This window comes from Terrabacter sp. 2YAF2, assembly GCF_052114705.1.
In the GTDB taxonomy this organism is placed as follows: domain Bacteria; phylum Actinomycetota; class Actinomycetes; order Actinomycetales; family Dermatophilaceae; genus Terrabacter.
Window position 1 is genome coordinate 112,771 of sequence record NZ_JBFRFG010000001.1, and the last position, 25,924, is coordinate 138,694.

General features: G+C 71.3%; 19 protein-coding genes. 8 read left to right on the top strand and 11 right to left on the bottom strand.

Annotated elements, in window-relative coordinates; genetic code table 11:
• Window positions 1-25 precede the first annotated feature (25 nt).
• A complete protein-coding gene (locus AB4030_RS00570) occupies window positions 26-415 on the top strand; it encodes a hypothetical protein (RefSeq protein ID WP_442277223.1) in 390 nt (129 codons plus the stop codon).
• A gap of 25 nt (window positions 416-440) precedes the next feature.
• Here the strand turns inward: AB4030_RS00570 and AB4030_RS00575 are convergent, their stop codons facing one another.
• The 6 genes from AB4030_RS00575 to AB4030_RS00600 form a co-directional block, all read right to left on the bottom strand.
• The gene (locus tag AB4030_RS00575; RefSeq protein ID WP_442277224.1) at window positions 441-2,249 is read right to left on the bottom strand and encodes a sensor histidine kinase; all 1,809 of its coding nucleotides are present in this window, start codon (window positions 2,247-2,249) and stop codon (window positions 441-443) included.
• A 166-nt stretch (window positions 2,250-2,415) separates the two neighbouring features.
• Window positions 2,416-4,854 carry a beta-glucosidase gene (locus tag AB4030_RS00580; protein ID WP_442277225.1) on the bottom strand — a complete coding sequence of 813 codons (2,439 nt, stop codon included), beginning with the start codon at window positions 4,852-4,854 and terminating at the stop codon, window positions 2,416-2,418.
• A 10-nt stretch (window positions 4,855-4,864) separates the two neighbouring features.
• On the bottom strand, window positions 4,865-7,123 hold the full coding sequence (locus AB4030_RS00585; protein WP_442277226.1) for a family 78 glycoside hydrolase catalytic domain: 2,259 nt from the start codon (window positions 7,121-7,123) through the stop codon (window positions 4,865-4,867).
• 68 nt (window positions 7,124-7,191) lie between these two features.
• Complete coding sequence (locus AB4030_RS00590; RefSeq protein ID WP_442277227.1) at window positions 7,192-8,019, bottom strand: carbohydrate ABC transporter permease; 828 nt, start codon at window positions 8,017-8,019, stop codon at window positions 7,192-7,194.
• The gene (locus AB4030_RS00595) at window positions 8,016-8,972 is read right to left on the bottom strand and encodes a carbohydrate ABC transporter permease (RefSeq protein ID WP_442277228.1); all 957 of its coding nucleotides are present in this window, start codon (window positions 8,970-8,972) and stop codon (window positions 8,016-8,018) included. Before AB4030_RS00595 ends, AB4030_RS00590 begins: the two co-directional genes overlap by 4 nt.
• Window positions 8,966-10,264, bottom strand: a complete 1,299-nt coding sequence (locus AB4030_RS00600; protein ID WP_442277229.1) for an ABC transporter substrate-binding protein — start codon at window positions 10,262-10,264, stop codon at window positions 8,966-8,968. The genes AB4030_RS00595 and AB4030_RS00600 overlap by 7 nt, the downstream gene beginning before the upstream one ends.
• Before the next feature lie 275 nt (window positions 10,265-10,539).
• Here AB4030_RS00600 and rhaI point away from each other — a divergent pair, with 275 nt between their 5' ends.
• The 7 genes from rhaI to AB4030_RS00635 all read left to right on the top strand — a co-directional run bounded on the left by rhaI (window position 10,540) and on the right by AB4030_RS00635 (window position 19,246).
• Window positions 10,540-11,706, top strand: a complete 1,167-nt coding sequence (gene rhaI / locus AB4030_RS00605; protein ID WP_442277230.1) for an L-rhamnose isomerase — start codon at window positions 10,540-10,542, stop codon at window positions 11,704-11,706.
• 78 nt (window positions 11,707-11,784) lie between these two features.
• On the top strand, window positions 11,785-13,830 hold the full coding sequence (locus AB4030_RS00610; protein WP_442277231.1) for a bifunctional aldolase/short-chain dehydrogenase: 2,046 nt from the start codon (window positions 11,785-11,787) through the stop codon (window positions 13,828-13,830).
• A gap of 4 nt (window positions 13,831-13,834) precedes the next feature.
• Window positions 13,835-15,244 carry a rhamnulokinase gene (locus AB4030_RS00615; protein ID WP_442277232.1) on the top strand — a complete coding sequence of 470 codons (1,410 nt, stop codon included), beginning with the start codon at window positions 13,835-13,837 and terminating at the stop codon, window positions 15,242-15,244.
• Between the two features lie 73 nt (window positions 15,245-15,317).
• Complete coding sequence (locus tag AB4030_RS00620) at window positions 15,318-16,358, top strand: LacI family DNA-binding transcriptional regulator (protein ID WP_442277233.1); 1,041 nt, start codon at window positions 15,318-15,320, stop codon at window positions 16,356-16,358.
• Window positions 16,355-17,098 (top strand): (Fe-S)-binding protein, encoded by a 744-nt coding sequence (locus AB4030_RS00625; RefSeq protein ID WP_442277234.1) that lies wholly within the window; start codon window positions 16,355-16,357, stop codon window positions 17,096-17,098. The genes AB4030_RS00620 and AB4030_RS00625 overlap by 4 nt, the downstream gene beginning before the upstream one ends.
• Before the next feature lie 10 nt (window positions 17,099-17,108).
• Window positions 17,109-18,617 carry a lactate utilization protein B gene (locus tag AB4030_RS00630; protein ID WP_442277235.1) on the top strand — a complete coding sequence of 503 codons (1,509 nt, stop codon included), beginning with the start codon at window positions 17,109-17,111 and terminating at the stop codon, window positions 18,615-18,617.
• Complete coding sequence (locus AB4030_RS00635; RefSeq protein WP_442277236.1) at window positions 18,614-19,246, top strand: LutC/YkgG family protein; 633 nt, start codon at window positions 18,614-18,616, stop codon at window positions 19,244-19,246. The genes AB4030_RS00630 and AB4030_RS00635 overlap by 4 nt, the downstream gene beginning before the upstream one ends.
• Before the next feature lie 49 nt (window positions 19,247-19,295).
• On the opposite strand, the gene AB4030_RS00640 is transcribed toward AB4030_RS00635, so the two are convergent.
• From AB4030_RS00640 to AB4030_RS00660, 5 genes are all read right to left on the bottom strand, one after another.
• Entirely contained in the window at window positions 19,296-21,779 is a 2,484-nt protein-coding gene (locus AB4030_RS00640; protein ID WP_442277237.1) for a sensor histidine kinase, read from the bottom strand.
• A 144-nt stretch (window positions 21,780-21,923) separates the two neighbouring features.
• On the bottom strand, window positions 21,924-22,337 hold the full coding sequence (locus tag AB4030_RS00645) for a nitroreductase family deazaflavin-dependent oxidoreductase (RefSeq protein ID WP_442277238.1): 414 nt from the start codon (window positions 22,335-22,337) through the stop codon (window positions 21,924-21,926).
• Between the two features lie 87 nt (window positions 22,338-22,424).
• The gene (locus AB4030_RS00650; RefSeq protein ID WP_442277239.1) at window positions 22,425-23,594 is read right to left on the bottom strand and encodes an acyl-CoA dehydrogenase family protein; all 1,170 of its coding nucleotides are present in this window, start codon (window positions 23,592-23,594) and stop codon (window positions 22,425-22,427) included.
• Window positions 23,595-23,667: 73 nt separating this feature from the next.
• Window positions 23,668-24,888 (bottom strand): acyl-CoA dehydrogenase family protein, encoded by a 1,221-nt coding sequence (locus AB4030_RS00655; RefSeq protein ID WP_442277240.1) that lies wholly within the window; start codon window positions 24,886-24,888, stop codon window positions 23,668-23,670.
• A gap of 1 nt (window position 24,889) precedes the next feature.
• The gene (locus tag AB4030_RS00660; RefSeq protein WP_442277241.1) at window positions 24,890-25,924 is read right to left on the bottom strand and encodes a phosphotransferase family protein; all 1,035 of its coding nucleotides are present in this window, start codon (window positions 25,922-25,924) and stop codon (window positions 24,890-24,892) included.

The following is a 25,924-nucleotide window of genomic DNA, read 5'->3' on the forward strand; positions in this document are numbered from 1 at the left end:
CGACCCGGGAGACAGGAGCGTTGTCATGAGACTCCGAGTCGTGGGAGCGGCGGCGTTGCTCGTCTCCGCAGGAGTGCACCTCTACCTGTGGTTCGACGGGGTGCGCCACCAGACCGTGGGCCCGATGTTCCTCGTGAACGTCGTCGCCGGCATCGTCATCGCCACCCTCCTGCTGCGGTGGGACCACTGGGTGCCGGCCTTCCTCACCGCCGGTTTCGGGGCCGCGACCCTGGGGGCCTTCGTCATCGCCTCGACGGTCGGTCTGCTCGGGGTGCACACCGTCTGGTCGGGCGGTTCCGTCTGGGCGGCCGCCATCTCCGAGGTCGTGTGCATCGTCGTCGGCGGCGTCCTCCTGCTGCGTCGACGCTCGGTGACCCCTCAGCTCGCGAGCCGCCCACGGACACACGCGTCCTGACGCCCCGGTCGCCGGCGCGGCGGGCTCAGTGAGCCGGGAGCAGGAGCCTGACACTCGTCCCGCGGCCCGGCTCGGAGTCGATGTCGATCCTGCCGCCGTGCCGAGCCGCGACACGCTGCGCGATGCTGAGACCAAGGCCCGTGCCGGGCACCTGGAGCGTCTCCGGGTTGGTGCCGCGGAAGAACTCGGTGAAGAGTCGCGCCTGGTCCTCGTGCGAGATGCCGAACCCGTCGTCCGTGCACTCGAGCACGACACGGTCGCGGCGACGTCCCACCGAGACCGCCACCTTCCCGCCCGCGGGGGTGAACTTCACCGCGTTGCTCACGAGGTTCTGCACGACGCGCTCGAGGTCACCCGCGCTGCCCCGCACGGGCGGCAGCCGGTCCTGCAGGTCGAAGGTCAGACGGATTCGCTGGGTGTCGGCGCGCGGTCGGAACATGTCGACGACGTCGCGCGAGACCTCGCCGAGATCCACGTCGGCCTCGGGCATGGGCCGGTCGGGGTCGCTGACCCGCGAGAGCGTGAGCAGGTCGTCGACCAGGCGCTGCAGGCGCTCGGTGTTGCGTTCGATGACTCCGAGCGACCAGTCGCGGTTGCCGTCGGGCTCGTGGCGCAGCAGCTCGACGTGACCGACGATCGAGGCGAGCGGGTTCTTCAGCTCGTGCGACACGGTCGAGAAGAGCTGCGTCTTGTTGCGGTCCGCCTCGCGCAGCTCCACGGCGACCCGCCGCTCGACGGCATACAGCCGGGCGTTGCGGATGGCCCGCCCGAGGTCACGGCCCATCTCGAGCGCGGCCTGCGCCTCGGCGTCGGTCCAGTCCGGGTCACCCGGTCCGCGCGTGCAGGCGATGTAGCCGAAACAGCTCGACCCCGAGCCCATCGGCGCCAGGAGCAGCGAGCGCGCCCCGGCATCGGTCAGGAAGGTGCGCACCCGCGCCACGTCGTCACCGGCCCACATCGACACGGGCTCCACGTGATCGGTCCCGACGACGGCGACGACGCCGGCGCGCCAGCAGCTGGCCGCCATCTCCCGTGCGATCGCGACGAGCGTGACGGGCGTGCGGACCGGCCGGCCGCTGCGCGCCGACACGCTCTCGCGCTCGTCATCGTCCTCGCCGGCGAACGCCCGCAACCACAGGCCCGCCGCCGCGAGACCGGCCGAGATGGGGACGGCGGCGACGTCGACGACCCGGGCAGGGTCGAGGTCCTCCTGGGCGATGCGGGCCACCGTCTGGACCGCCTCGGCGAGACGCACGCGCTCCGAGAGGGCGTGCCGCTGTCGAGCCGCCGAGATGGCGATGCCGGTCTGGTTCGCGAAGAGCTCGAGGACGGCCCGCTGCGTCAGGTCGGGGCGGCAGCCACTGAGCGGGAGGTCGACGGAGAGGATGCCGAGCAGCTCGCCGACCGCGTCGAAGAACGGGGCGATGAGGGTGTCCTCGGGGTTCCAGGCATCGAGGGCGCCGACAGGCGCCGGAGCGGTCCAGTCCGACGACACCCAGCCCTCCGCGGACCCGTCGGGCAGCTCGCCCGCCGGGACGAAGCGCAGGCTCCCCCACCGCTCGGCCACCGCGAACTCCGCCTCGAGGCTGGCCCGCGGGGTCCGCCGACCGAGCAGCTCGGCGCGGGCGTCGTCGTCACCCGCGACGGCCACGACCTCGACGTCACCCGAGGGCGTGACGAGGCTGATCGCGGCCACCTTGAAGCCGACGACGTCGGCCGCGCCGTCGACGACCATGTCGAAGACGATCGAGAGGTCGTCCTGGGCGCTGACCCGGTTCATCAGCTCGGTGAGCCGCCGAAGAGCCAGCACCTCCCGCACCGCGCCGTCGCGCAACCCTGTCCCCTCACCTGCGCCTACCCCTGGATCACGACCACCGTCGCAGGGGGATTAGTCCTGATCATCACGATAGGTCCGATACGCCCCTCGTGGGGTCAGTCCGGCACAACCAGAAGTGATGAGCGGGGGGTGCGCGACCTCCGAGGGAGGCCACGCACCCCACTCAGCCCAGCGGGAGCCGGGCACGCACGTCTCCGAGCCCCCGGGCGACGAGAAGGGTCGCACCGCCCTCGAGGTGGGCCCACCCCCGCGTCGCAGCGTCCCAGCGACGCCACATCCGGGCGTCACAGTCCACCGACACGGTGGCGGTCGCCCCCGCACCGACGTGGACACCGGACCAGCCGACGAGGCGCACCGGCTGCTCCACGTCGTCGGGCTCGAGGTAGACCTGGACGACCTCGCGGGAGGGACGGTCCGAGGTGTTCGTGACGGACGCCGTGACGACCACCGCGCCGTCGGAGCCCGGCCCGTCGCCCGGCCCGGCGCCCGGCCCGGCGCCGGTCGACACCGCGACGTCGGCGTAGTCCCAGGAGCCGTAGCCGAGCCCGTGACCGAACCACAGCGCCGGCTCCGGAGCACGCCCCGCGTGATGGCCGCGATACCCCATGAAGGACCCCTCGGCATACCTCAGCACCCCGTCCACCGGGACGACGTCCCACGCGGGAGAAGCCCCGTCTGCCGCGGGGAAGGACGTGACGAGACGACCTGACGGCTCGATGACCCCGAGCAGGGCCGAGGCCACGGCGTGACCGCCCTCCTGCCCCGGGATGCCGGCGACGAGAACGGCGTCGACCTCGTCGAACCACGGCATGAGCACCGGGGTGGCCGCGTTGACGACGACGACCGTCCGGCGCGCGGTCGCGGCGACCGCCGAGACGAGCTCGTCCTGGTGACCCGGGAGAGCCAGCGTCTCCTTGTCAGCGGCTTCGGTCTCCTGCTCGTCGGTCAGCCCCACGACGACCACCGCCACGTCGGCCGCCGATGCCGCAGCGGATGCGTCGCGCAGGACGTCGGCCACGGGGCGCGGTGCCGGGCCCCCGACGACCGAGAGCCTGCCGAACGACACCCCGCTGGACCGGCGCTCGGCCACCAGCCGGACCGGGCTGTCGGACTCGACGACCGTCGTCCAGCCGGGCGGGGTGAGGAGCGCCTCTGCGACGTCGCCGCTCGCGAGACCGAGCTCGACGTCATGACTGGCACCGTCGATCCGCAGCGTCCACGAACCGACGCCCACGACCCCGATCGACCGAGGGCCGCTTCCCCCGACCGTCGCCTCGAGCCGGATGACCGCAGGCAGCTCCGGCAGCCCGTCGTCGACGCCGAACGAGACCGTCGTGTCGTCGACGTGCCGGTCGGCCAGGACGGCACCGTCAGAGTCCGTCGCGGTGAAGTGGATGCCGGCCCGACCGTCGTGGGGGTCGCTGACGGCGTCGAGGTCCGCCGCCACGGGACGCGAGCGGACCTCCACCCCGTCGACGACCACGACGCCGTCGAGCCGCGCGGACAGCCCTTCGGCGATGCTCACCTGGTGCGGGGGCCGCACCTGGGCCGAACCACCGCCCATGTCGACGGTCTGCGTCGCGTGCCGCCCGATGAGCGCCACCCTGGCATCCGGGTTCAGAGGGAGGCTTCCGTCGTTGCGCACGACCGTCATGCCCCGCGCGGCGATGCGCTCGAGCTGCGCACGGCGCGTCGGGTCAGCGGGGCCGGGGCGGCCCGTTGGCCAGGTGACGGCCCCGTCGAGCGCGCCGACCCGGTCGGCCAGTCGCAGCAGCCGACGGAGATGGTCGTCCACGACGGCCTCCGCCACCTCACCGTCCTTGACAGCGGCGACGAGCGCTCTCCCCCAAGGCCCCTCGGGTCCCGGCATGACCAGGTCGAGTCCGCCGTTGGCTGCCGGACCTGCCGATCTCGTGGCGAACCAGTCGGACATGAGCAGGCCGTCCCAGCCCCACTCCCCCTTGACGATGTCGTTGTTGACGGCATCCTGCTCGGTGGCCGGCACGCCGTTGACGTCGTTGTACGCCGCCATGATCGACCAGGGATGCGCGTCCTCGACGGCGATCTCGAACGGCAGCAGGTAGAGCTCGCGCAACGTCGCCTCGTCGACGACGCTGTTGACCGTGTGCCGTTCCGTCTCGGCCTCGTTGGCCACGAGGTGCTTGAGACAGGCGCCGACCCCGTTGCCCTGCAGGCCGTTCACGTATGCCGCCGCGAGCCGTCCCGTGAGGAGTGGGTCCTCCGAGTACGCCTCGAAGAGACGGCCCCCTAGGGGCGATCGGTGCAGGTTGATGGTCGGCCCGAGCACGACGTGGATGCGCTGGCGCTGGGCCTCTTCTGCGAGGACCTGGCCCACCTCGTGTGCCAGGTCCTCGTCCCAGGCGGAGGCGATGAGGGTGGCGTTGGGCAACAGCGCCACCTCGTCTCCGCCGATGAACTCCAGCCCGCGCACCCCCGTGGGCCCGTCGGAGAAGGCCATGGAGCCGAGTCCGATCGACTCCTCGTCGTGGAGCGTGAACATGGTCGCGCCGGTCAGCAGTCGGACCTTGCTCTCGAGGTCGAGGCGTGCGATGCGGGCGTCGAGGTCGACGTCGTCGGTCATGGGATCTGCCTCAGGCCAGCGACGTCGCGTAGTGGTGCTTGCCGGCGCCGACCTCGACTGCGTCCTCGCCAGGCACCCGGACCGTCGCGGCCACACCGTCGGGGATGGTGACGTCGAGCTGGAACCGGTTCCCGTCGATCGACCACGACGTCTCGATCCGGCCGTGCAGCGTGTCGAGACCCCCACGGGCCCACGTGAGCCCGCCACCCGGTTGCGGCTCGACGAGCACACGCGCGTAACCGGGCGCGAGCGGGGCGATGCCGCCGATGGTCCGGTGCATCCAGTCGGCCACCGCTCCGAGGGCGTAGTGGTTGAAGCTCGTCATCTCGCCGGGGTTGATCGTGCCGTCGGGCAGCATCGAGTCCCAGCGCTCCCACACCGTGGTCGCGCCCATCGTCACGGGGTAGAGCCACGAGGGACACTCCCGCTCGAGCAACAGTCGGTAGGCGTCGTCCAGGTGTCCGGTCGACGAGAGCGCCCCGGTGACGAAAGGCGTCCCGGCGAAGCCGGTGGAGACCCGGTAGCCGTTCGCCCGGGCCAGCTCGGCGAGCCGGTCTCCCGCCCCCTGCCGGTCGGCGCCGTCGAGCAGCCCGAACTCGATCGCCAGGGCGTAGACGGTCGCGCAGTCGCTCGTGATCCGCCCCCCGTCCGTGACGTAGTGCTTGCCGAAGGCGGAGTGGACCCGGTCCGCGAGCGCGGAGAAGTAGCTTGCGTCATCCGTCCTGTCGAGCACCTCGGCCGCCGCGGACACCTGACGCAGGGTGCGGTAGTAGCAGGCGGTCGCCACGACCCCGTTGTCGGCCTTGGCCTTGATCGGGTCGTCCGGCGGAGCCTGCGGGTCGAGCCAGTCGCCGAACTGGAAGCCGGTGTCCCACAGGTCCGTGTCGGAGAGCAGCCCCTCGACGCGCCGGGCGTGGGCCGTCATGGCGGGATAGTGACGCGCGAGCGCCTCGCGGTCGCCATACGCCTCCCAGAGGGCCCACGGCACCCACGCTGCCGCGTCGCTCCAGATGGCCGTGCTCTCGGGCGCCGGGAAGTCCGACGGCGCGTCGACGTACTTGAGGACGTCGGGCACGACGAAGGGCACGAGACCGTCGGCATGCTGCTGCTCGAGGTCGACGTCGGCCAGCCAGTTGTCCAGGAAGCCCGACACGTCGTAGAGGTAGGCGGCGCTCGGGGCGAAGGCGGCGATGTCACCGGTCCAACCCAGCCGCTCGTCGCGCTGCGGACAGTCGGTGGGCACGTCGAGGAAGTTGCCCTTGAGGCCCCAGACGACGTTGCGGTGGAGCTGGTTGAGCAGCTCGTCGGAGCACTCCAGGGTGCCGGTGCGCCGCAGCTCGGAGTGCACCACGACCGCCTCGATGGCGTCGGGGGTCAGCTCGCCGGGCCAGCCGGTCACCTCTGCGTAGCGGAAGCCGTGGAAGGTCATGGTGGGCTCGAAGACGTCCTCTCCCCCGCTGAGGACGAAGCGGTCCGTCGCCTTCGCCGAACGCAGCGGGCGGGTGCCGAGCTCGTCGTGCTCGAGCACCTCGGCGTGCCGGAGGGTGATCTCCGTGCCGACCGGTCCCCGCACGGTGAAGCGCAGCCAGCCGACGAGGTTCTGACCGAAGTCGACGAGCGTGGCGCCGGCGGGCGAGGTCCACACCTTCACGGGGTGCAGCACCTCGTGGCGACGGACCGGCGGGCCGACGTAGGGCTGAAGTCGCCCGGCATCGTGCTCCACCGCGTGGACGCCGACCCATCCGGTCAGGTCCGCACCCGGAGCCGTCCACGCGGTGGAGGTGAGCCGGGCGTCGATGGTCTGGCCGTCGTAGAGGTCGTTCGCGGTGGTCGCGGACGGTCCCGCCTGCCACGTGGTGTCGGTGCCGACGACCTGGCGGTGACCGTCGGTGAACTCGACGTGGAGCTCCGCCAGGCCGGCGAGCTCGGAGCCGTAGAAGGCGCCGCGTCCGCTCCAGCCGAGTCGGCCGCGGAACCAGCCGTTGCCGAGCGCGAGCCCGAGCACCGAGACCTCGGCCACGAGGGGGGTGACGTCGTAGGAGCGGTAACGCAGGCGCCACTCGTAGCTGCTCCACCCGGGAGTGAGGACCTCGTCGCTGACGGCCGCGCCGTTGATGCTCGGTTCGACGACGCCGTGCGCCGTGACGTGGAGGGTGGCAGCGACCACGTCGCCGTGCCCCGCGGCGAGGTCGAACTCTTTGCGCAGCAACGGGGCTCCGGCGAAGTCCTGGTCGGGTGCGATGAGGTCTGCGGTCCAGACGTGGGTCATGGTTCCCTTTCGGAGGATGGTGCGACGTCCGGCCGGCCATGCGACCGGCAGGGTCGTGCAAGTCGGTGTCAGCCCTTGACGGCGCCGGAGGTCATGCCCGCGACGATCTTGCGATTGAAGAAGATGAAGAGGACGAGTGGCGGGATCGTCACGAGCACGATGTTCATGAAGAGCAGGTTGTACTGCGTGCTGAACTGGCTCAGGAAGTTGTAGAGCGTCAGTTGCACGGTGGCGTTCTCGTCACCGGGCAGGAAGTACAGCGGGTTGACGAAGTCGTTGAAGATGAAGACCGACGACGTGAGAATCACGGTGATCGTGACCGGACGGAGCAAGGGGAAGATCACCCGGAAGAACAGCCCCAGGCCCGTGCACCCGTCGATCATGGCGGCCTCGTCGAGCTCGCGCGGGATGGCCGCGACGAAGGCGCGGAAGAGCAGCACGCAGAACGACATGTTGAAGGCCACCTCGACGAGTATCAGACCCGGCAGGGTCTTGAAGAGGTGCATCTGCTGGAGCACCCAGATGGTCGGGACGACCGCCGGGGGGATGATCAGGCCGGAGAGCACCAGGAGGTTCGCGATGTTCGCGGCGCGGCCGGGTCGTCTCTGGATGACGTAGCCCACCATGGCGCACAGCACCACGAGGATCGTCACCGATGCCACGGTGAGGATGATGCTGTTCCGGAACGCCGTGACGAGGATGCTGTCGCGTGCGGCAAACACCTCCTTGACGTTGTCGAGGACCGTCCACTCGGTCGGCAGCGAGAAGGTCAGGTCCGCGGACTCCGACTCGTTCTTCGAGGCCGTGAGGAACATGAAGATGAAGGGGACTATGAACACGACCGCGGCGACGACGAGTGCCACGACCTCGAGCGAGGTGCGTCGAACGGCTCTCATGACTCCACCTCCCGCGAGTTGAAGTAGCGCGACAGCGGATAGATGATCAGCGTCACGAGGATGAAGAGGACGACGTTGCCGGCGGTCGAGAGGCCGAAGAACCCCGCCTGGTAGGTCTTGTAGATGATCGAGGCGATGACGTCGCTGCTGAAGCCGGGGCCGCCGCCGGTCATGGTCCAGATGAGGTCGAAGGACCGGAGGCCGCCGATGAGGGAGAGCAGGATGACGGTGAACGTCGCAGGGCGCGAGAGGGGAACCGTGACGTTGCGGAACTTGGTCCAGGCCCCGCCGCCGTCGACGTCGACGGCCTCGTAGTAGTCCTTGGGGATCGCGAGGATGCCGGCAATGTAGATGAGGGTGGCGAGCCCGACTCCCTTCCAGACGTCGACAAGGGCGACCGAGAGCAGCGCGGTGCTCGGGTCACCGAGCCAGTCCGGCGCGGTGATGCCGACCTTGGCCAGCACGGCCGAGACGACACCGACGTCGGGCTGGAGCAGGACGCTGAAGGTGATGCCGACGGCGACCGTGCTGACGAGCACCGGGAAGAAGATGACCGAGCGCATCAGGCCGCGCGACCGGATCGGGCCGGTGAGCAGCACCGCGAGGAGCATCCCCAGCACCACCTTGAGTCCGCTGGTGACGACGGCATAGATGAGCGTGTTCTTCAGGCCGCTCACCAGGGCCTGCTCGGAGAAGAACTGGCGGAAGTTGTCGAGGCCGATGAACTCCGAGTCGAACAGGGTCCAACGGGTGAAGGCGAAGTAGAACGAGATGACCGTCGGGACGAGGAAGATCAGCCCGTAGACGATGCCCGCGGGGGCGTAGAACCAGTAAGGGTAGGTCTGCGCCCGGAGGCTGCGGACGCCCGTGGACCGCTGACCCTTCCGGCCGGCCTTGGCGTCACCGTGTGGGCCGGCCGCGCGAGCCTCGTCAGCTCGCGAGCTGATCACCATCCTGGTAGTCCCAGCTGCTTGGCCTGCTTCGTCACGTCGGCGTCGTACTGGGCCGCTCCTTCCTGGGGAGGCGTCTGCCCGGTCATGACGGCGACCATGATCTGCTCGAGCGAGGGGCCCTTGACCGGGGAGACGAACTCCAGGGCCGGGGTCGAGGTCTTGGCGTCGATGTAGGCCTGCATGTCTGCGGCGACGGGGGGCGCATTGGCGGGCAGCTTGGAGCCCTTGACGAGGTACGGACCGGCCGGCGGGAGTGCAGAGGAGAAGGCGTCGGTGCCCGGGACCGAGGCCACGAAGGCGACGAACTTCTTTGCGGCCTCGATGTTCTTGCTCGACTTGGGAATGTACTGGCCACCCGGCTCCCAGATGGTCGCGCCGTTCGTGCTGGCGTCGTCACCGGGGATGCCGAAGAAACCGATCTTGGCGGCGTCGGCCGGAGACAGCGAGGAGACCGGGAAGGTCAGCATGGGGTACTGCGCCGCCTTGCCCTGGGCCAGTTGCTTGATCCCCTGGGCGAAGGTCAAGGAGCCCGCGCTGCTGTTGAGCCAGCCCTTCGCCTTGGGTTCGGCCGCCTTCTCGAAGCCCTTGACCGCGATCGGGTCGGTCGCATACTTCACCTTGTTCGCCGTGTACTCCTCCGCCCACTTGGGGTTCGAGGCGGCGACGTTGTGAAAGTCGCCGAGGACGTACAGCTGCGAGGTGAAGGTGTCCTTGAGGGTGCCTAGCACCGGCGTGATCCCCGCGGCCTTGATCTTGTCGCTGTTCGACTCGAACTCCGCCCAGGTCTTGGGCACCGACAGTCCGAGCTTGGAGTAGACGTCCTTGTTGTAGAGGATGCCGCCGCCCATGGCCGTGCCCCACGGAGCGCCGTAGACCTTGCCCTTCTGGGTGACCGCCGGCAGGAACGAGGGGTCGGTGTCCTTCAGGGCTGGGTCGTTCGTCAGGTCGACGAGGGTCTTCTCCGGGCTCAGCGCCTGGAGCAGCGAGCCGGAGTTGTACCAGAAGACGTCGGCCATGTCGCCGGTCGAGAGCTTGGTCTTGACGAGGTTGTCACCGTCGGAGCCACCCGGCCGGGTCTGGGTCTTGACCGTGATGGTCGGGTTGGCCTTCTCGAACGCCGCGATGACGGCTGCCGCGGGCTTGACCGTCGTGTCCGCATTGTCGGTGAGCAGCGTGATCTCCGTCTTGCCGTCGGACGAGCCGCCGGATCCGGAGCTCGAGCAGGCCGCGAGTGGGACGAGGGAGAGGGCGGCGACCATGGCGATCGTCAGCCTGGAACGGGAACTCTTCATGGGGTACCTCCACAGCGTTGGGGCGCGGAACCGCGATTGGATGTCACCGATTTTGAATCGCTTCATTCGGTCGCTCCACGGTAGGGTCCCCCTGTGGCCGTGTCAACGGATTCGCTGAAACTTTCAGCACTCGTGCGGCAGATTCCATCACTCAACTCGAACTGGGCAGTGCGGGGGTTGACCGTCGCGAGACCTTTGCGCTTTACTCGGAAGCATTCTTCTGAAACGCTTCACACATGGCGCCCGAGGCTCCATTCACCATGACGGGATGACCAATGACGACATTCAGTGACATTGCGGGGCAGCTTGCCCAGCAGGCGATCGAGCTGCCTTCCTGGGCTTTCGGCAACTCGGGCACGCGCTTCAAGGTCTTCGGTACGCAGGGCACCCCGCGCACCATCGAGGAGAAGCTCGCCGACGCCGCGACCGTCCACCGCTTCACGGGCCTCGCCCCGAGCGTGGCCCTGCACATCCCGTGGGACCGCGTCGACGACTACGACAAGCTCGCGCGGTTCGCCGACGACCTGGGCGTCCGGCTCGGCACGATCAACTCGAACACGTTCCAGGACGACGACTACAAGTTCGGCAGCCTCACGCACGTCGACGAGCGCATCCGCGCCAAGGCGATCGCGCACCAGATCGAGTGCATCGACGTCATGGACGCGACCGGCAGCCGGGACCTCAAGATCTGGCTCCCGGACGGCACGAACTACCCGGGCCAGGGCGACCTGCGCGACCGGCAGGACCGCCTGGCCGACTCCCTCGCCCAGGTCTACGCCCGGCTCACGGGCGAGCAGCGGCTCGTCCTCGAGTACAAGTTCTTCGAGCCGGCCTTCTACGCGACGGACGTGCCGGACTGGGGCACGTCCTACGCGCAGTGCCTCGCCCTGGGCGACCGTGCGGTCGTGTGCCTCGACACCGGCCATCACGCACCGGGCACGAACATCGAGTTCATCGTCATGCAGCTGCTGCGCCTGGGGCGCCTCGGCGCCTTCGACTTCAACTCCCGCTTCTACGCCGACGACGACCTCATCGTCGGGGCGGCCGACCCGTTCCAGCTCTTCCGCATCCTCCACGAGGTCATCCGCGGCGGCGGCTACGGCGAGGGCAGCGACATCGCCTTCATGCTCGACCAGTGCCACAACGTCGAGGACAAGGTGCCGGGCCAGATCCGGTCGGTCCTCAACGTCCAGGAGATGACGGCCCGGGCGCTGCTCGTCGACCGCCAGGCCCTCGCCGAGGCCGAGCGGGCGGGTGACGTGCTCGCAGGCAACGCCGTCCTCATGGACGCGTTCTACACCGACGTCCGCGCCGACCTCGCCGACTGGCGCGCCGGCCGGGGCCTGCCCGCGGACCCGATGAGGGCGTATGCCGCCAGCGGCTACCAGGACCAGATCGTCGCCGAGCGCGTCGGGGGCACCCAGGCCGGCTGGGGCGCCTGACCGCCGCGCCCCACCACCGGCCACCCCAGCACCGCCACCCCATGAACCCCAGAAACCTCTGAACCCAGGAAGACCGCCATGACCAACGCTGCCGTTGCCGACCTGCTCGCCCGATCGAACCGCCTCGGGGCCGACCCCCGGAACACGAACTACGCCGGTGGCAACACGTCCGCCAAGGGCGCCGAGACCGACCCGGTCACGGGCGAGCAGGTCGACCTGCTGTGGGTCAAGGGTTCGGGCGGCGACCTCGGCACCCTCACCGAATCCGGTCTCGCGGTCCTCCGTCTCGACCGGATGCGCAGCCTCGTGGACGTCTATCCCGGCATCGACCGCGAGGACGAGATGGTCGCGGCCTTCGACTACTGCCTGCACGGCAAGGGCGGTGCGGCTCCCTCGATCGACACCGCGATGCACGGACTGGTCGACGCACCCCACGTCGACCACCTGCACCCCGACAGCGGCATCGCCATCGCCACGGCCAAGGACGGCGAGCGGCTGACCAAGGAGATCTTCGGTGACCGCGTCGTCTGGGTGCCGTGGCGCCGCCCGGGCTTCCAGCTCGGCCTCGACATCGCCGCCATCCAGGCGGCGAACCCGCAGGCCGTCGGAACGGTGCTCGGCGGCCACGGCATCACGGCCTGGGGCGACACGAGCGAGGAGGCCGAGGCCAACTCGCGGTGGATCATCGAGAGGGCCCAAGCCCACCTCGACGAGCACGGCGACCCTGAGCCGTTCGGCGGGGCAGTCCCCGGGTATGCCGCCCTGCCGCCCACCGAGCGTCGCGCCAAGGCGGCGGCCCTCGCCCCTCACATCAGGGCCGTCGCCTCCCACGACCGCACGATGGTGGGTCACTTCACCGATGCCGACGTCGTGCTCGAGTTCCTCAGCCACGACAAGCTCGCCCACCTCGCCGGGCTCGGCACCTCGTGCCCCGACCACTTCCTGCGGACCAAGGTCAAGCCTCTCGTCATCGACCTGCCCTCCGCTGCCACGGTCGAGGAGGTCGTCGAGCGTCTCGCCGACCTGCACACGGCATACCGCGAGGACTACGCGGCCTACTACGAGCGCCACGCACGCCCCGACTCCCCCGCGATGCGCGGCGCCGACCCGGCGATCGTCCTCGTGCCCGGCGTCGGGATGTTCTCCTTCGGCAAGGACAAGCAGACCGCGCGCGTCGCCGGCGAGTTCTACGTCAACGCCATCAACGTGATGCGCGGCGCCGAGTCGGTCTCGACGTACGCGCCCATCGACGAGTCCGAGAAGTTCCGCATCGAGTACTGGGCCCTCGAGGAGGCCAAGCTGCAGCGGATGCCCAAGCCGCGCAGCCACGCCGGCCGCATCGCCCTCGTCACCGGCGCCGCGAGCGGCATCGGCAAGGCCATCGCGACCCGGCTCGCTGCCGAGGGGGCGTGCGTCGTCATCGCCGACCTCGACCTCGACAAAGCGCAGGCCGCCGCGACCGAGATCGCCGGAGCCAAGGGCGCCGACGTCGCGGTCGGGGTGCAGGCGGACGTCACGGACGCCGCGCAGGTGCGGGCCGCCATCGACGCCACCCTGCTCGCCTTCGGCGGGATCGACCTGCTCGTCAACAACGCCGGCCTCTCCATCAGCAAGCCGCTGCTCGACACGACCGAGGCCGACTGGGACCTCCAGCACGACGTCATGGCCAAGGGCAGCTTCCTCATGGCCCAGGCCGCGGCGCGGGCGATGATCGCCCAGCGGCTCGGCGGCGACATCCTCTACATCTCGTCGAAGAACTCCGTCTTCGCCGGCCCGAACAACATCGCCTACAGCGCCGTCAAGGCCGACCAGGCCCACCAGGTCAGGCTGCTCGCGGCCGAGCTCGGCGAGCACGGCATCCGGGTCAACGGGATCAACCCGGACGGCGTCGTGCGCGGCAGCGGCATCTTCGCGGCGGGCTGGGGGGCCAAGCGCGCCGCCGTCTACGGCGTCCCCGAGGAGGAGCTCGGCGCCTACTACGCCAAGCGGACCCTGCTCGGCCGCGAGGTGCTCCCCGAGCACGTCGCCAACGCCGCCGCGGTCCTCACGTCCGACGAGCTGAGCCACACCACCGGCCTGCACGTCCCCGTCGACGCCGGCGTCGCTGCCGCGTTCCTGCGCTGACACCATGACCGCACGGGTGTTCGGCGCCGTCGACATCGGCGCGTCCGGTGGCCGGGTCATGGCCGGCGTCGTCGACGGCGCGAGCACCACCCTGCACACGCTGCACCGGTTCCGCAACGGACCGGTGCAGCGCGACGGCCACCTCCGCTGGGACCTCACCCGGCTGTGGAACGAGGTCCTCGCCGGCCTGCGGCTGCTCGCCCGAGACTTCCCGGAGACGGAGTCCGTCGGCATCGACACGTGGGCGGTCGACTACGCCCTCCTCGATGCCGACGGTCGACTCCTCGCCGAGCCCGTCTCGTACCGTGACGGACGCACCGGGCCGGCCGTCGAGCGCGTGCACCGGCGCGTCAGCCGGGAGGAGCTGTATGCCGTCAACGGGCTCCAGTTCCTGCCGTTCACGACCATCTACCAGCTCGAGGCCGAGAGGTCGGCAGGCCTGTGGGACATGGCAGCCCACATCGTCCTGCTCCCCGACGTGCTCGCGCACCGGCTCACCGGCGTATTGCGCACCGAGACGACCAACGCCTCGACGACCGGCCTGCTCGACGCCAACACGGTCGCTTGGGCCAAGGACCTGCTCGACCGCCTCGACATCCCGCCGGGGCTGCTGCCTCCGCTCGTCGCGCCCGGCGAGGTCATCGGGCCGCTGACGCCTGCGGCAGTCGAGCAGACCGGACTCCGCCCGGGCACCCTCGTCACCGCGGTCGGCTCCCACGACACCGCGTCGGCCGTCGTCGGCGTGCCGGCGACGACCTCCCGGTTCGCCTACGTCTCGAGCGGCACGTGGTCCCTCGCCGGGCTCGAGCTCCGGTCGCCCGTCATCACGCCGGCGAGCCGCGCGGCCAACTTCACCAACGAGGGCGGCGTCGACGGCCGGACCCGCTTCCTGCGCAACGTCGGCGGCCTGTGGCTGCTCCAGGAGTCCGTGCGCGAGTGGGAGGCTGCTGGGCTGGCGCCCGATCTCGACGCGCTCCTCGTCGCAGCCGAGCAGCTGCCTCCGGGAGGACCAGTCGTCGACGTCGACAACGACGCGTTCATTCCCCCGGGCCACATGCCCGAGCGGATCGCCGCGGCCGCCGAGGGCGCCCTCCCCGACCCCGCCCACACCGTGCGCTGCATCCTCGACTCGCTCGCGACGGCATACGCCTCGACGGTGCGAGCGGCCAGCGCGCTCGCCGGAACCGGTGTCGACGTCGTCCACGTCGTCGGTGGGGGTTCCCGCAACCACCTCCTCTGCCAGGTGACCGCCGACCTGACGGGGCTGCCCGTCGTAGCCGGTCCGGTGGAGGCGACGGCCCTGGGCAACGTGCTGGTGCAGGCCCGCGCCGTCGGGGCGGCCCCGGCCACGCTCGAGCAGATCCGGGCCGACCTGGCCGCCACCCAGGCCTTGCGCGTGCACCGACCGTCATGAGACACCACGAGATGGGAGGCGATGTCGCCGACCGAGCCGGACGCGATACGTTTCTGCGGCGAGAGGAGGGCCCATGGCCACGGTGAGCATCAAGGACGTCGCGGCGCGTGCCGGCGTCTCGCTCGGGACCGTCTCCAACGTGCTCAACCGCCCCGCAGCGGTCCGGGCCGCGACGCGGGCCAGGGTCGAGGCAGCGATCGCCGAGCTCGGCTTCGTGCCCAACGCGTCGGCGAGGCAACTGGCTGCCGGGCGCTCGCGCACCATCGCCTACCTCGTGCTCGACGCGACGAACCCCTTCTTCACCGACGTCGCCCGCGGCATCGAGGAGGTGGCCAAGGCCGAGGGCCTCGCCCTCTTCATCTGCAACAGCGACCAGGACGTGGACCGCGAGGACCAGTACCTCGAGCAGCTCACGGAACTGCGTGCCCGCGGCGTCCTCATCACGGCGATGGACTACGCCAACCCCCGGCTTCAGCGGCTCCGCGAGGCCGGCGTGCCCGTCGTCCTCGTCGACCGGGCTCCGGACGACAGCGACGAGTGGTGCACGGTCGGTGTCGACGACGTCGCCGGTGGCGGGCTCGCCATCAGCCATCTCGTCGAGGCCGGCCACACCCGCCTGGCCTTCGTGGGCGGCCCCGCCGACATCCCCCAGGTCCGGGACCGTCAGGTCGGCGCTGTCCGGGCGACGGTTGCGGCAGATCTGCCCGAGGATGCTCTCACCTGGATCCGCACGACGGCCCTGACGATCGCCGAGGGTCGTCGGGCCGGGGAGCGCCTGCTCGGCCTGCCACGCCGCACCCGCCCGACCGGCATCTTCTGCGCCAACGACCTGCTCGCGCTCGGGCTGCTGCAGCACCTCACCCAGCACGGTGTCAGCGTCCCCCACGACGTCGCGATCGTCGGCTACGACGACATCGAGTTCGCCGCCGCCGCGGCCGTGCCCCTCACGTCGGTCTCACAGCCGCGGCACCTGCTCGGCCAGACCGCCGCCCGGCTGCTCGCCGACGAGGCCGACCCCAGCACCAAGCACGAGCACCAGCACGTCGTCTTCCCGCCCGAGCTCGTCGCCCGCGCGTCCACGGCGACGGGCTCGACGGCGAGGAGACCGGCATGAGGATCGCCCTCTTCGTCACCTGCCTCGGCGACGTCCTGTTCCCCGACGTGGGCCGGGCCACAGTGACCCTCCTCGAGCGGCTCGGCCACGAGGTCGTCTTCCCGGAGGCGCAGACGTGCTGCGGGCAGATGCACACGAACACCGGCTACCAGCACGACGCGGCGGGCCTCGTGCGGCACCACGTCGACGTCTTCGAGCGGGCACTTGCCGAGGGCTGCGACGCGATCGTCGCGCCGTCGGGCTCGTGCGTCGGTTCGGTCCGCCACCAGCACGCGGCCGTGGCGCGACGGGCCGGCGACGAGGCCCTCGCGGTCCGTGCCGAGGCTGTCGCCGCCCGCACCTACGAGCTCTCCGAGCTGCTCGTCGACGTGCTCGGGGTCACCGACGTGGGCGCCGCCTACCCGCACCGCGTCACCTACCACCCCACCTGCCACTCGCTGCGACTGCTCGGGGTCGGCGACCGGCCGATCCGGCTGCTCCGGGCGGTCCGCGGCATCGACCTCGTCGAGCTGCCCGCTGCGGACTCGTGCTGCGGCTTCGGCGGCACGTTCGCCGTCAAGAACGCCGACACGTCGACGGCGATGCTCGCCGACAAGATGTCTGCGGTCCTCACGACGCGCGCCGAGGTCGTCACCGCCGGCGATGCGTCGTGCCTCATGCACATCGGCGGCGGCCTCTCCCGGCTACGCACCGGGGTGCGGCCCGTCCACCTCGCCGAGATCCTCGCGAGCACGACGTGAGGACAGCACGATGAGCACCTTCCTGGGTATGCCGCGTGGCCGTGTCCCCGGGCCGCCCGCCGACACCGCTGTCGGGCAGCTGACCGGCGAGCGCCCCTTCCCCGCCGCTGCCCGCGACGCGCTGGCCGACACCCGCCTGCGGCGCAACCTCGCCCACGCCACCGCCACGATCCGGTCGAAGCGGGCCGCCGTCGTCGGCGAGGTGCCCGACTGGGAGGCGCTGCGTGATGCGGGGTCGGCCATCAAGACCGACACGATGGCCCGCCTCCCCGAGCTGCTCGAGGAGCTCGAGCGCAACGTGACCGCACGGGGCGGCACGGTGCACTGGGCCCGTGACGCCGCCGAGGCCAACCGGATCGTGCTCGACCTCGTGCGCGCGACCGGCGCCGACGAGGTCGTCAAGGTCAAGTCGATGGCCACCCAGGAGATCGGCCTCAACGAGGCTCTCGAGGCAGCCGGCATCACGGCGCACGAGACCGACCTCGCCGAGCTCATCGTCCAGCTCGGGCACGACAAGCCGTCGCACATCCTCGTCCCCGCCATCCACCGGGGCCGCGCGGAGATCCGCGACATCTTCGCCGCCGAGATGGCCGACGTCGACCTCGAGACCCTCACCGACGAGCCGAGCGTCCTCGCGGCCGCGGCGCGCACCCACCTTCGTGAGGTGTTCCTCCGCGCCCGGGTGGCCGTCTCCGGCGCCAACTTCGGGGTCGCCGAGACCGGGACGCTCGCGGTCGTCGAGTCCGAGGGCAACGGGCGGATGTGCCTGACCCTGCCCGACACCCTCATCACGGTCATGGGCATCGAGAAGGTGGTGCCCACCTGGCGCGACCTCGAGGTCTTCCTCCAGCTGCTCCCGCGGTCCTCGACGGGCGAACGGATGAACCCCTACACGTCGACGTGGACCGGCGTCACGCCCGGCGACGGGCCGCAGGACGTCCACCTCGTGCTGCTCGACAACGGCCGCACCCGTGCTCTGGCCGACGACCTCGGACGCACGGCCCTGCACTGCATCCGCTGCTCCGCCTGCCTCAACGTGTGCCCCGTCTACGAGCGGACGGGCGGACACGCCTACGGCTCGGTCTACCCCGGGCCCATCGGCGCGGTGCTGACGCCCTTCCTGACCGGCGTCACCGGCGGCGACGACCCCAACGACTCGCTGCCCTACGCCTCGAGCCTGTGCGGCGCGTGCTACGACGTGTGCCCCGTGAAGATCAACATCCCGGACCTGCTCGTCGAACTGCGTGCCGAGCACACGGAGGCCCGTGCCGAGGCCCACCGCCTGCCCTCGCCCGAGGCCGCCGCGATGGCCGCCGCCGCGTGGGTGATGCGCGACGCGACCCGCTTCGCGCGGGCCGGGCGCGCAGCGACGACCGCGCGACACGGCATACGGCGTGGTCGACCCCTCCTGCCGCTGCCGCCACCCCTCAACGGGTGGACCGCCTCCCGCGACGCCCCCAGCCCGCCCGCCGAGACGTTCCGCGACTGGTGGACGCGCACCCGCGGGGAGCGCTCGTGAGCGCCCGCGACGAGGTGCTCGCGCGGATCCGAGGGGCGCTCGGCGACACACCCGGTGCTGCTCCAGCCGTCCCCCGCTCCTACCGACGGACGGGCCTGCACCCGCCCGGGTCGGCCCGCGTCGTCGAGCAGCTCGTGGACCGGCTCGAGGACTACCGCGCCACCGTGATTCGCTCCGCGGCGGACGACGAGTCCGTCGGCGCCGCGATCGCAACCGCCCTCGCGGCCGTCGACGCCACCTCCTCGATCGCCGCGCCCGGCGTGCCTGAGGCCTGGACGTCAGCCGCACCGGGCTGCCGCCGCGACGACGGCAGCGCCACCGCGCGCGACCTGGACCTCGTCGACGCGGTCGTGACCGGGTCCGTCGCTACCGTCTCCGAGACCGGCACGATCATCCTCGACGGATCTCCGCTGTGCGGTCGACGGATGATCACGCTCGTCCCCGACGTGCACGTCTGCGTCGTCACCCTCCCGAGCGTCGTGCAGACGGTGCCCGAGGGGCTCGCGCGCCTCGACCCCACTCGTCCCCTGACCTTCGTCAGTGGACCGTCGGCCACGAGCGACATCGAGCTGAGCCGGGTCGAGGGCGTCCATGGACCCCGGACCCTCGTCGTCGTCGTCGCGGGCTGAGTCCGGCGCGGGGGCGAGGCCCCGCCACGGCGGCTGCCCTGGCCACTCGTCAGCGGAGGGCGGACACCTGCCCTGAACCCGTCGCGCTCTCCGGGTGCCGCACGTCAGAACCCGATGCGGGCAGTCGCACGGTGAAGGTGGCGCCCTGCTCCGGGGCCGACTCGACCTCGACGCGACCGCCGTGTCCCTCGACGATGGCGCGCACGATCGAGAGGCCGAGGCCGGAGCCCTGGATCGCGCGCTCGTTCGCGGTGCTCGTGCGGTAGAAGCGAGCGAAGACCCGGTCGAGGTCGGCAGTGGGGATGCCGATGCCCGTGTCGGAGACGATGAGACGCACCGCCCCGCCGTCCTCGGCGTCGACGCGCGCCATGAGGCCGATGCGTCCGCCGTCGGGCGTGAACTTCACGGCGTTCGTCAGCAGGTTCGTCACGGCCCGCTCGAGCGCCACCGGGTCGCCGTCGATCCAGAGCGGCCGGGGGGCGACGTCGAGGTCGCGCACGAGCTGGCGCTGGCTCGTCACCGACGCGACCGAGTGCCACGCCTCGTCGATGACCTCGGCCAGGTCGAACCGGCGCGGGTGCAGCTCCAGACGCCCGGCCTCGATGCGCGAGTTGAGCAGGAGGTCCTCGATGAGCGACAGCAGACGCCGACCGTTGCGGTCGACGCGCGCGATGAGCTCGCGCTGGCGGTCGGTGAGGGCCCCGGCCGCGCCGTCCTCGAGCATCTCGGCGTAGCCGAGGACGCTCGCGAGCGGGGTGCGCAGCTCGTGGCTCACCGAGGAGACGAAGTCCGACTTGGTCCGGTCGAGCGCGGTCAGCTCCTCGACCGCCTGCCGCTCGCGGTCGAGCGCGACCTGGAGCGCGACCTCGGCCTGGCGCCGACGCGTCACGTCCTCGGCGACCCCGAGGTAGCCGGTGAGGTGGCCGCCCGCGTCGCGGATGCCGCTGACCGTGAGCGACACGGTGCGAGGAGTCCCGTCCTTGCGCAGGTAGGTCCAGTCGCGCGTCTCGGTGCTAGCGCCCCCGCGTACGCGGTGCACGAGCACCTCGAAGCCGGGCTCGATCCCCAGATCCTTCGCCACGGCTGCGATCTGCTCGGCATCGTGCAGCACCGACCAGTCCCGACGACCCACCAGCTCGCTCGCCTGGTAGCCGAGAACGTTCTCGGCACCGCGGTTGAAGAGCGTGATGACGCCGTCGAGGCCGGTGCCGACGATGACCGTCGCCGTGGCAGCCTCGAGGACCGCCTCGACGAAGGAGCGGGCTGCGCGCTCGTCGGTCACGTCGACGCCGGTCTTGACGAGGTGGGTCCGTCGGCCGTCGTCATCGGTGAGGTATGCGTTCGTCCACACGAGGTGCCGCACCCCGAGGCCGGGCACGTCCCAGTCGTGCTCCTCGGCGAGCGGCACGCCGCCGTCGGCGATCGCCGCCATGCGGGCAGCCAGGGCCGCGCGGTCCGCGTGGTCGGCGACCGGGAAGACGTCGGCCGCCGGCCGCCCCACGAGCTCGGCCTCGGCGCCGCCCAGCAGCCGGGCGGCCGTCGCGTTGAGCCGCTCGATGACGCCGCGCCGGTCGACGACGATGATGGCGCTGGCTGCGGTGTCGAGGACACCTGCGGTCAGCTCGCCCTCGGCCCGCAGCCCGGCGAGGGCCGACCGCCGCTGGGTCGCGGCGACGGCCAGGGACAGGGCGGTCAGGGCCGCGGTGACGAGGAAGGCCTGTGTCAGCGTGCCCACGGTCTCCGGACGGATGCCGCTGCGGCGGGCGGCGGCGGCGAACGGCCCGCCTCCGAGGATCGTCAGCCGCACGGTCAGCATGCCGACGACGATGAGCTGGACGGCGACGGTGCGCAGGCCGAGCCGCAGCGCACCCCAGACGAGTCCCGGGATCGGCAGGAAGGCGAGCGGCAGGGACTGCCCCCGGTGGAACACCCAGAACGTCACTCCGATGACGACGATCCACTGCACGACGTCCTCGACGTCGGGGCGGCGTGTGCGCCGGACGCGGGCTGCGATGCCGAGCGGTGCCATGACGAGGACGGCGGCGCCGTGCGAGGACGCCGCCGCCGACACCGAGTCGAGGAAGTTCCCACCGAGGGCGTAGTGCGCGGTCAGCCCGGCGAGCAGCCCGATGACCGCCGCGCCGGCGATGGTCGCCGCGATCAGCCGCCACAGGTCTTCCATCGAGGCCAGCCGCGGGCGACGACCACGGTGGGTGAGCAGACCGTGCACCACGGCGACCTCCGCCGCGTTCGCGACGCCGTAGAGCAGGCTGACGAGGGGCGGGCGACCCCCGTAGACGTTGGCCGCGGCGCTCGAGACGAGGACCCCGAGGACGAAGAGGGAGGAGCGCCGCGGGCCCGGGTCCGTCGCGAGCAGGAAGCAGACGGCCAGGCCTGCTGCTGGCCACCAGGGCGCGACGGTCGAGCCGGGCAGGGCGAACCGCACCGAGGTGGCCCCGAGCACGAAGACCCCGACGAGCGTGAGCGCCGCCAGGGTCCACCAGCGGGGCCGAAGCCACTCCGCGCGGCTCACTCGCCCCCGCCGTCTCGGGTCGGTCGACGTGTGGCGTCCGGGGCAGCCGGCTGCGCGGACCTCCTCATGGCCCCATGATGTCGCAGTTGCCGAGAGGATCGGGCAAAAAGAACTATTCGGGACTTGTGTCGCGACCGGCCGGGGTCACCACCCGGACTGCATCGCCGAGTGCTCCGGGGCCGGCGTACGCGTGAGCTGGAGGTAGCCACCCGGCATGTCGCGCCTCTGGATGACGCGGCGGGCGATGCCGCTCGCGGCCGCGAGCGCGACGGACTGGTCGACGAAGGTCGGGTCGGTGCACGTGAAGTCGTGCCCCTTCCACCGGATGGTGCAGCCGCCTGCGGCGCGCACGTTGCGCACCCAGTCGGTGGCGCGACCCCAGGGCAGGCCGATGACGAACGTCGTCTCGGTGGGCAGCACGGCGATCGGTGTCGCGTACGACTTGCCGCTCGAGCGTCCGGTGTGGCGCAGCACGGCCCACACCGGCAGGATCCGGTGACCGGCCAGCCGGACGGCGACCTTGTTGAACTGCTTCGCGCCTGCGGGAGGGCCTGCCATCCCTCCACTATCCTCGCGCGGGCCCGGCGCGGGGGCGGATACGTGGCCCCCCGACGACGTATGCCGTCCGGGCCGGGCCTCGTCCACTCAGCCCAGGTGCCCGCGCACCGACGCGTGCCCCTTGAGCAGGTTGCGGGCGATGGTGCGGCGCTGGATCTCGTCGGTGCCTTCGTAGATCCGCAGGAGGCGCAGCTCGCGGTACCACCGCTCGACGGGCAGCTCCCGCGTGTAACCCATGCCGCCGTGCATCTGCAGCACGCGGTCGACGATCTCGTTGGCCTTGACGCCGCCGTAGAGCTTGGCCATCGACTGCGACTGGCGCGAGTCGAGGCCGCGGTCGACCTGCCAGGCGGCGCTGAGCACGAGCCACCGCAGCGCCTCGATCTCGACGGCGGAGTCGGCCACCATCCACTGGATCGCCTGCCGCTCGGCGATGGGCTGGCCGAAGGTGACGCGGTTGCGGGCCCACTCCATGCCCATCTCGACGAGCCGCTCGCACGAGCCGAGGGCGCGGGCCGGCAGCATGTAGCGGCCCTTGCCGATCCAGCGCATCGCGAGCTCGAAGCCCTTGCCCTCCTCGCCGAGGATCGCCGAGTGCGGCACACGGACGTCCTCGAAGACGAGGGCGGCCGGACCCCACTCGCCCATCGTGTCGATCGGGGTGCTCGTCCAGCCCCGGTCGCGGTCGACGAGGAAGCACGTGACGCCGCCGTCGGCGCCCAACTCCCTGTCGGTCACCGCGAAGACCATGACGAAGTCGGCCTCGTTGCCGCCGGTGATGAAGGTCTTCTCGCCGTTGATGACCCACTCGTCGCCCTCGCGTCGGGCACTCGTGCGGATGGCGCGGGCGTCGGACCCGGCCCCGGGCTCGGTGATCGCGAAGCACGACCTCCGGGTGCCCTCGATCGTCGGGCGGAGGTAGGTGTCCTGCTGCTCCTCGGTGGCCGAGAAGAGGATGTTGTCGGCCTCGCCGGCGAAGCGGAACGGCACGAACGACCGACCCAGCTCGATCTCGATGAGCGCGGCGACGACGGCACCCTGGCCCATCCCACCGTGGCTCTCGGGTGTCTGGATGCCGAAGAAGCCGGACGAGCGGGCTTTGTCCTGAAGGGCTTTCAGCTCCTCGGCTGTCAGGCCGCGCTCGCCCCGCCGCTCCCGCTCGAGCACCTGCGGCTCGAGCGGCACGATCTCCTTGCGCACGAAGGTGCGCACCCAGTCGCGGATCTCGCGCTCCTCGGCGCTGAGGTCGAAGTCCATCGTCGGTCCCTTCGTCGTGCGGTCGGGGGTCGTATGCCGGGTCGCTCAGCGGGCGCGCGCCCGCCGTCCCGGATCAGCGGGCGGCATACCTGCGCAGCTCGGCCTTGGCGAGGGCGTTCTTGTGCACCTCGTCGGGGCCGTCGGCGAAGCGGAGTGTGCGGATGCCGGCGAAGGCGGCGGCGAGCTCGGTGTCCTGGCTGAGCCCGGCGGCGCCGTGGGTCTGGATGGCCTTGTCGAGGATCCACTCGACGGTCTTCGGCGTGGCGATCTTGATGGCCTGGATCTCGGTGTGCGCGCCCTTGTTGCCGACGGTGTCCATGAGCCACGCGGTCTTGAGGACGAGGAGGCGCAGCTGCTCGATGCGCACGCGGGACTCGGCGATCCAGTCGCGCACGACGCCCTGCTCGGCTATGGGGCGGCCGAAGGCGACCCGCTCGGACGCCCGGCGGCACATGGCCTCGATGGCGACCTCGGCGAGCCCGATGGAGCGCATGCAGTGGTGGATCCGGCCGGGGCCGAGCCGCGCCTGGGCGATGGCGAAGCCGGTGCCCTCCTCGCCGATGAGGTTGCTCGCCGGCACCCGGACGTCGGTGAAGCGCAGCTCGGCGTGACCGCCGTGGTCGTGGTCGTCGTAGCCGAAGACCTCCATGCCGCGGACGACCTCGACACCCGGGGCGTCCCGTGGCACGAGGACCATCGACTGCTGGCGGTGCCGGTCGGCGTCGGGGTCGGTCTTGCCCATGACGATGAGGACCTCGCACTCGGGGTTCATCGCGCCGGTGATCCACCACTTGCGCCCGTTGATGACGTAGTCGTCGCCGTCACGCCGGATGCTCGTGCCGATGTTGGTGGCGTCGCTGCTGGCCACGTCGGGCTCGGTCATCGCGAACGCCGAGCGGATCTCACCGCGCAGCAACGGTTTCAGCCACTTCTCCTGCTGCTCGGGCGTGCCGAACTGCGCGAGCACCTCCATGTTGCCGGTGTCGGGTGCGGCGCAGTTGAGGACGGCCGGGGCGAGGCGGATGGAGCGGCCGGTGATCTCGGCGAGCGGGGCGTACTGGAGGTTCGTCAGGCCGGCGCCGTGCTCTCCGGGGAGGAAGACGTTCCACAGCCCGAGGTCGCGGGCCTCCTGCCGCAGCTCCTGCAGCACCGGCGCGGTGCTCCACGCCCACCGGTCGGGCAGCGCCGACACCTGCTCGTCGAAGAGGGGCAGTGAGGGGACGATGCGCTCGTCCATGAAGGTGAGCAGCGACTGCCGCAGCTCCTCCGTGCGGGCGTCGAATCCGAAGTCCATGTCAGCTCTCCTTGACGGCGGCGAGGCCGGCCGTGACGAGGGGGACGGTGGCCTCGCCGATGGTGGCGAAGCCGCCGCCGACGGTCTGGCCCTGGGTGTAGCGGTAGTGGATGCCCTCGAGGATCACGGCGAGCTTGAAGTAGGCGAGCCCGAGGTGGAACGAGAGGTGGCCGAGATCCCGGCCGCTGGCCGCGGCATACCGCTGGCGCAGCTCGGGGCCGGTGATGAAGCCGGGCGCCCGCGAGACGTCGGAGACGGCGACGGAGTCCATGAGGAGCGGGAGCCGCTGGTAGGCCTCGAGGAGCGCGACGTCGGTGAGGGGGTCGCCGATCGTCGCCATCTCCCAGTCGAGCACGGCCGACACCTCGTCGTCGCTCGTGACGAGGAGGTTGTCGAGCCGGAAGTCGCCGTGGACGATCGTCGGATCACCCTGCGCCGGAACGGATCCCGCGAGCCGTTCGTGCAACTCGTCGATGCCGGGCAGGTCGCGGCTGCGCGAGGCGTCGAGCTGCTGCTTCCAGCGTCGGACCTGCCGCTCGAGGAACCCCTCGGGACGTCCGAAGTCGGCGAGGCCCACCTCCGCCGGGTCGACGGCATGCAATGCGACGAGCGTGTCGACCAACCGCTCGCTGATGGCGCGCACCCGCTCGGCGCCCAACGGCCGCAGCTGTGCCTCGAAGCGGTAGGGCGTGCCCGCGACGCGCTCCATGACGTAGAACGGGGCGCCGACGACGTCGGGGTCGTCGCACACGGCATACGTGACGGGGACCGGGACGGCGGTGTCGCGCAGAGCCGTGATGACGCGGTGCTCGCGCACCATGTCGTGCGCGGTGGCGAGGACGTGCCCCAGGGGTGGGCGACGCACGATGACGGTGCTCGTGCCGTCGCCCACCTCGTAGGTGAGGTTGGACTTGCCGCCCGCCACGACCCGACCGGTCAGCGGCCCGTCGAGCAGGCCGGATGCCTCACGGTCGAGGAAGCCCCGGAGCGCGTCGAGCGGCAGTCCCGGGGGGTCGGTGCGGTCGGCGTCGGTCAC

What these genes read in the sequence shown, in the direction of transcription:
- AB4030_RS00570 (WP_442277223.1), top strand. Translation starts at nt 26, where the DNA reads ATGAGACTCCGAGTCGTGGGAGCGGCGGCGTTGCTCGTCTCCGCAGGA.
- AB4030_RS00580 (WP_442277225.1), bottom strand. Translation starts at nt 4,854, where the DNA reads ATGACCGACGACGTCGACCTCGACGCCCGCATCGCACGCCTCGACCTC.
- AB4030_RS00585 (WP_442277226.1), bottom strand. Translation starts at nt 7,123, where the DNA reads ATGACCCACGTCTGGACCGCAGACCTCATCGCACCCGACCAGGACTTC.
- AB4030_RS00590 (WP_442277227.1), bottom strand. Translation starts at nt 8,019, where the DNA reads ATGAGAGCCGTTCGACGCACCTCGCTCGAGGTCGTGGCACTCGTCGTC.
- AB4030_RS00595 (WP_442277228.1), bottom strand. Translation starts at nt 8,972, where the DNA reads ATGGTGATCAGCTCGCGAGCTGACGAGGCTCGCGCGGCCGGCCCACAC.
- AB4030_RS00600 (WP_442277229.1), bottom strand. Translation starts at nt 10,264, where the DNA reads ATGAAGAGTTCCCGTTCCAGGCTGACGATCGCCATGGTCGCCGCCCTC.
- rhaI (WP_442277230.1), top strand. Translation starts at nt 10,540, where the DNA reads ATGACGACATTCAGTGACATTGCGGGGCAGCTTGCCCAGCAGGCGATC.
- AB4030_RS00610 (WP_442277231.1), top strand. Translation starts at nt 11,785, where the DNA reads ATGACCAACGCTGCCGTTGCCGACCTGCTCGCCCGATCGAACCGCCTC.
- AB4030_RS00615 (WP_442277232.1), top strand. Translation starts at nt 13,835, where the DNA reads ATGACCGCACGGGTGTTCGGCGCCGTCGACATCGGCGCGTCCGGTGGC.
- AB4030_RS00620 (WP_442277233.1), top strand. Translation starts at nt 15,318, where the DNA reads ATGGCCACGGTGAGCATCAAGGACGTCGCGGCGCGTGCCGGCGTCTCG.
- AB4030_RS00625 (WP_442277234.1), top strand. Translation starts at nt 16,355, where the DNA reads ATGAGGATCGCCCTCTTCGTCACCTGCCTCGGCGACGTCCTGTTCCCC.
- AB4030_RS00630 (WP_442277235.1), top strand. Translation starts at nt 17,109, where the DNA reads ATGAGCACCTTCCTGGGTATGCCGCGTGGCCGTGTCCCCGGGCCGCCC.
- AB4030_RS00645 (WP_442277238.1), bottom strand. Translation starts at nt 22,337, where the DNA reads ATGGCAGGCCCTCCCGCAGGCGCGAAGCAGTTCAACAAGGTCGCCGTC.
- AB4030_RS00650 (WP_442277239.1), bottom strand. Translation starts at nt 23,594, where the DNA reads ATGGACTTCGACCTCAGCGCCGAGGAGCGCGAGATCCGCGACTGGGTG.
- AB4030_RS00655 (WP_442277240.1), bottom strand. Translation starts at nt 24,888, where the DNA reads ATGGACTTCGGATTCGACGCCCGCACGGAGGAGCTGCGGCAGTCGCTG.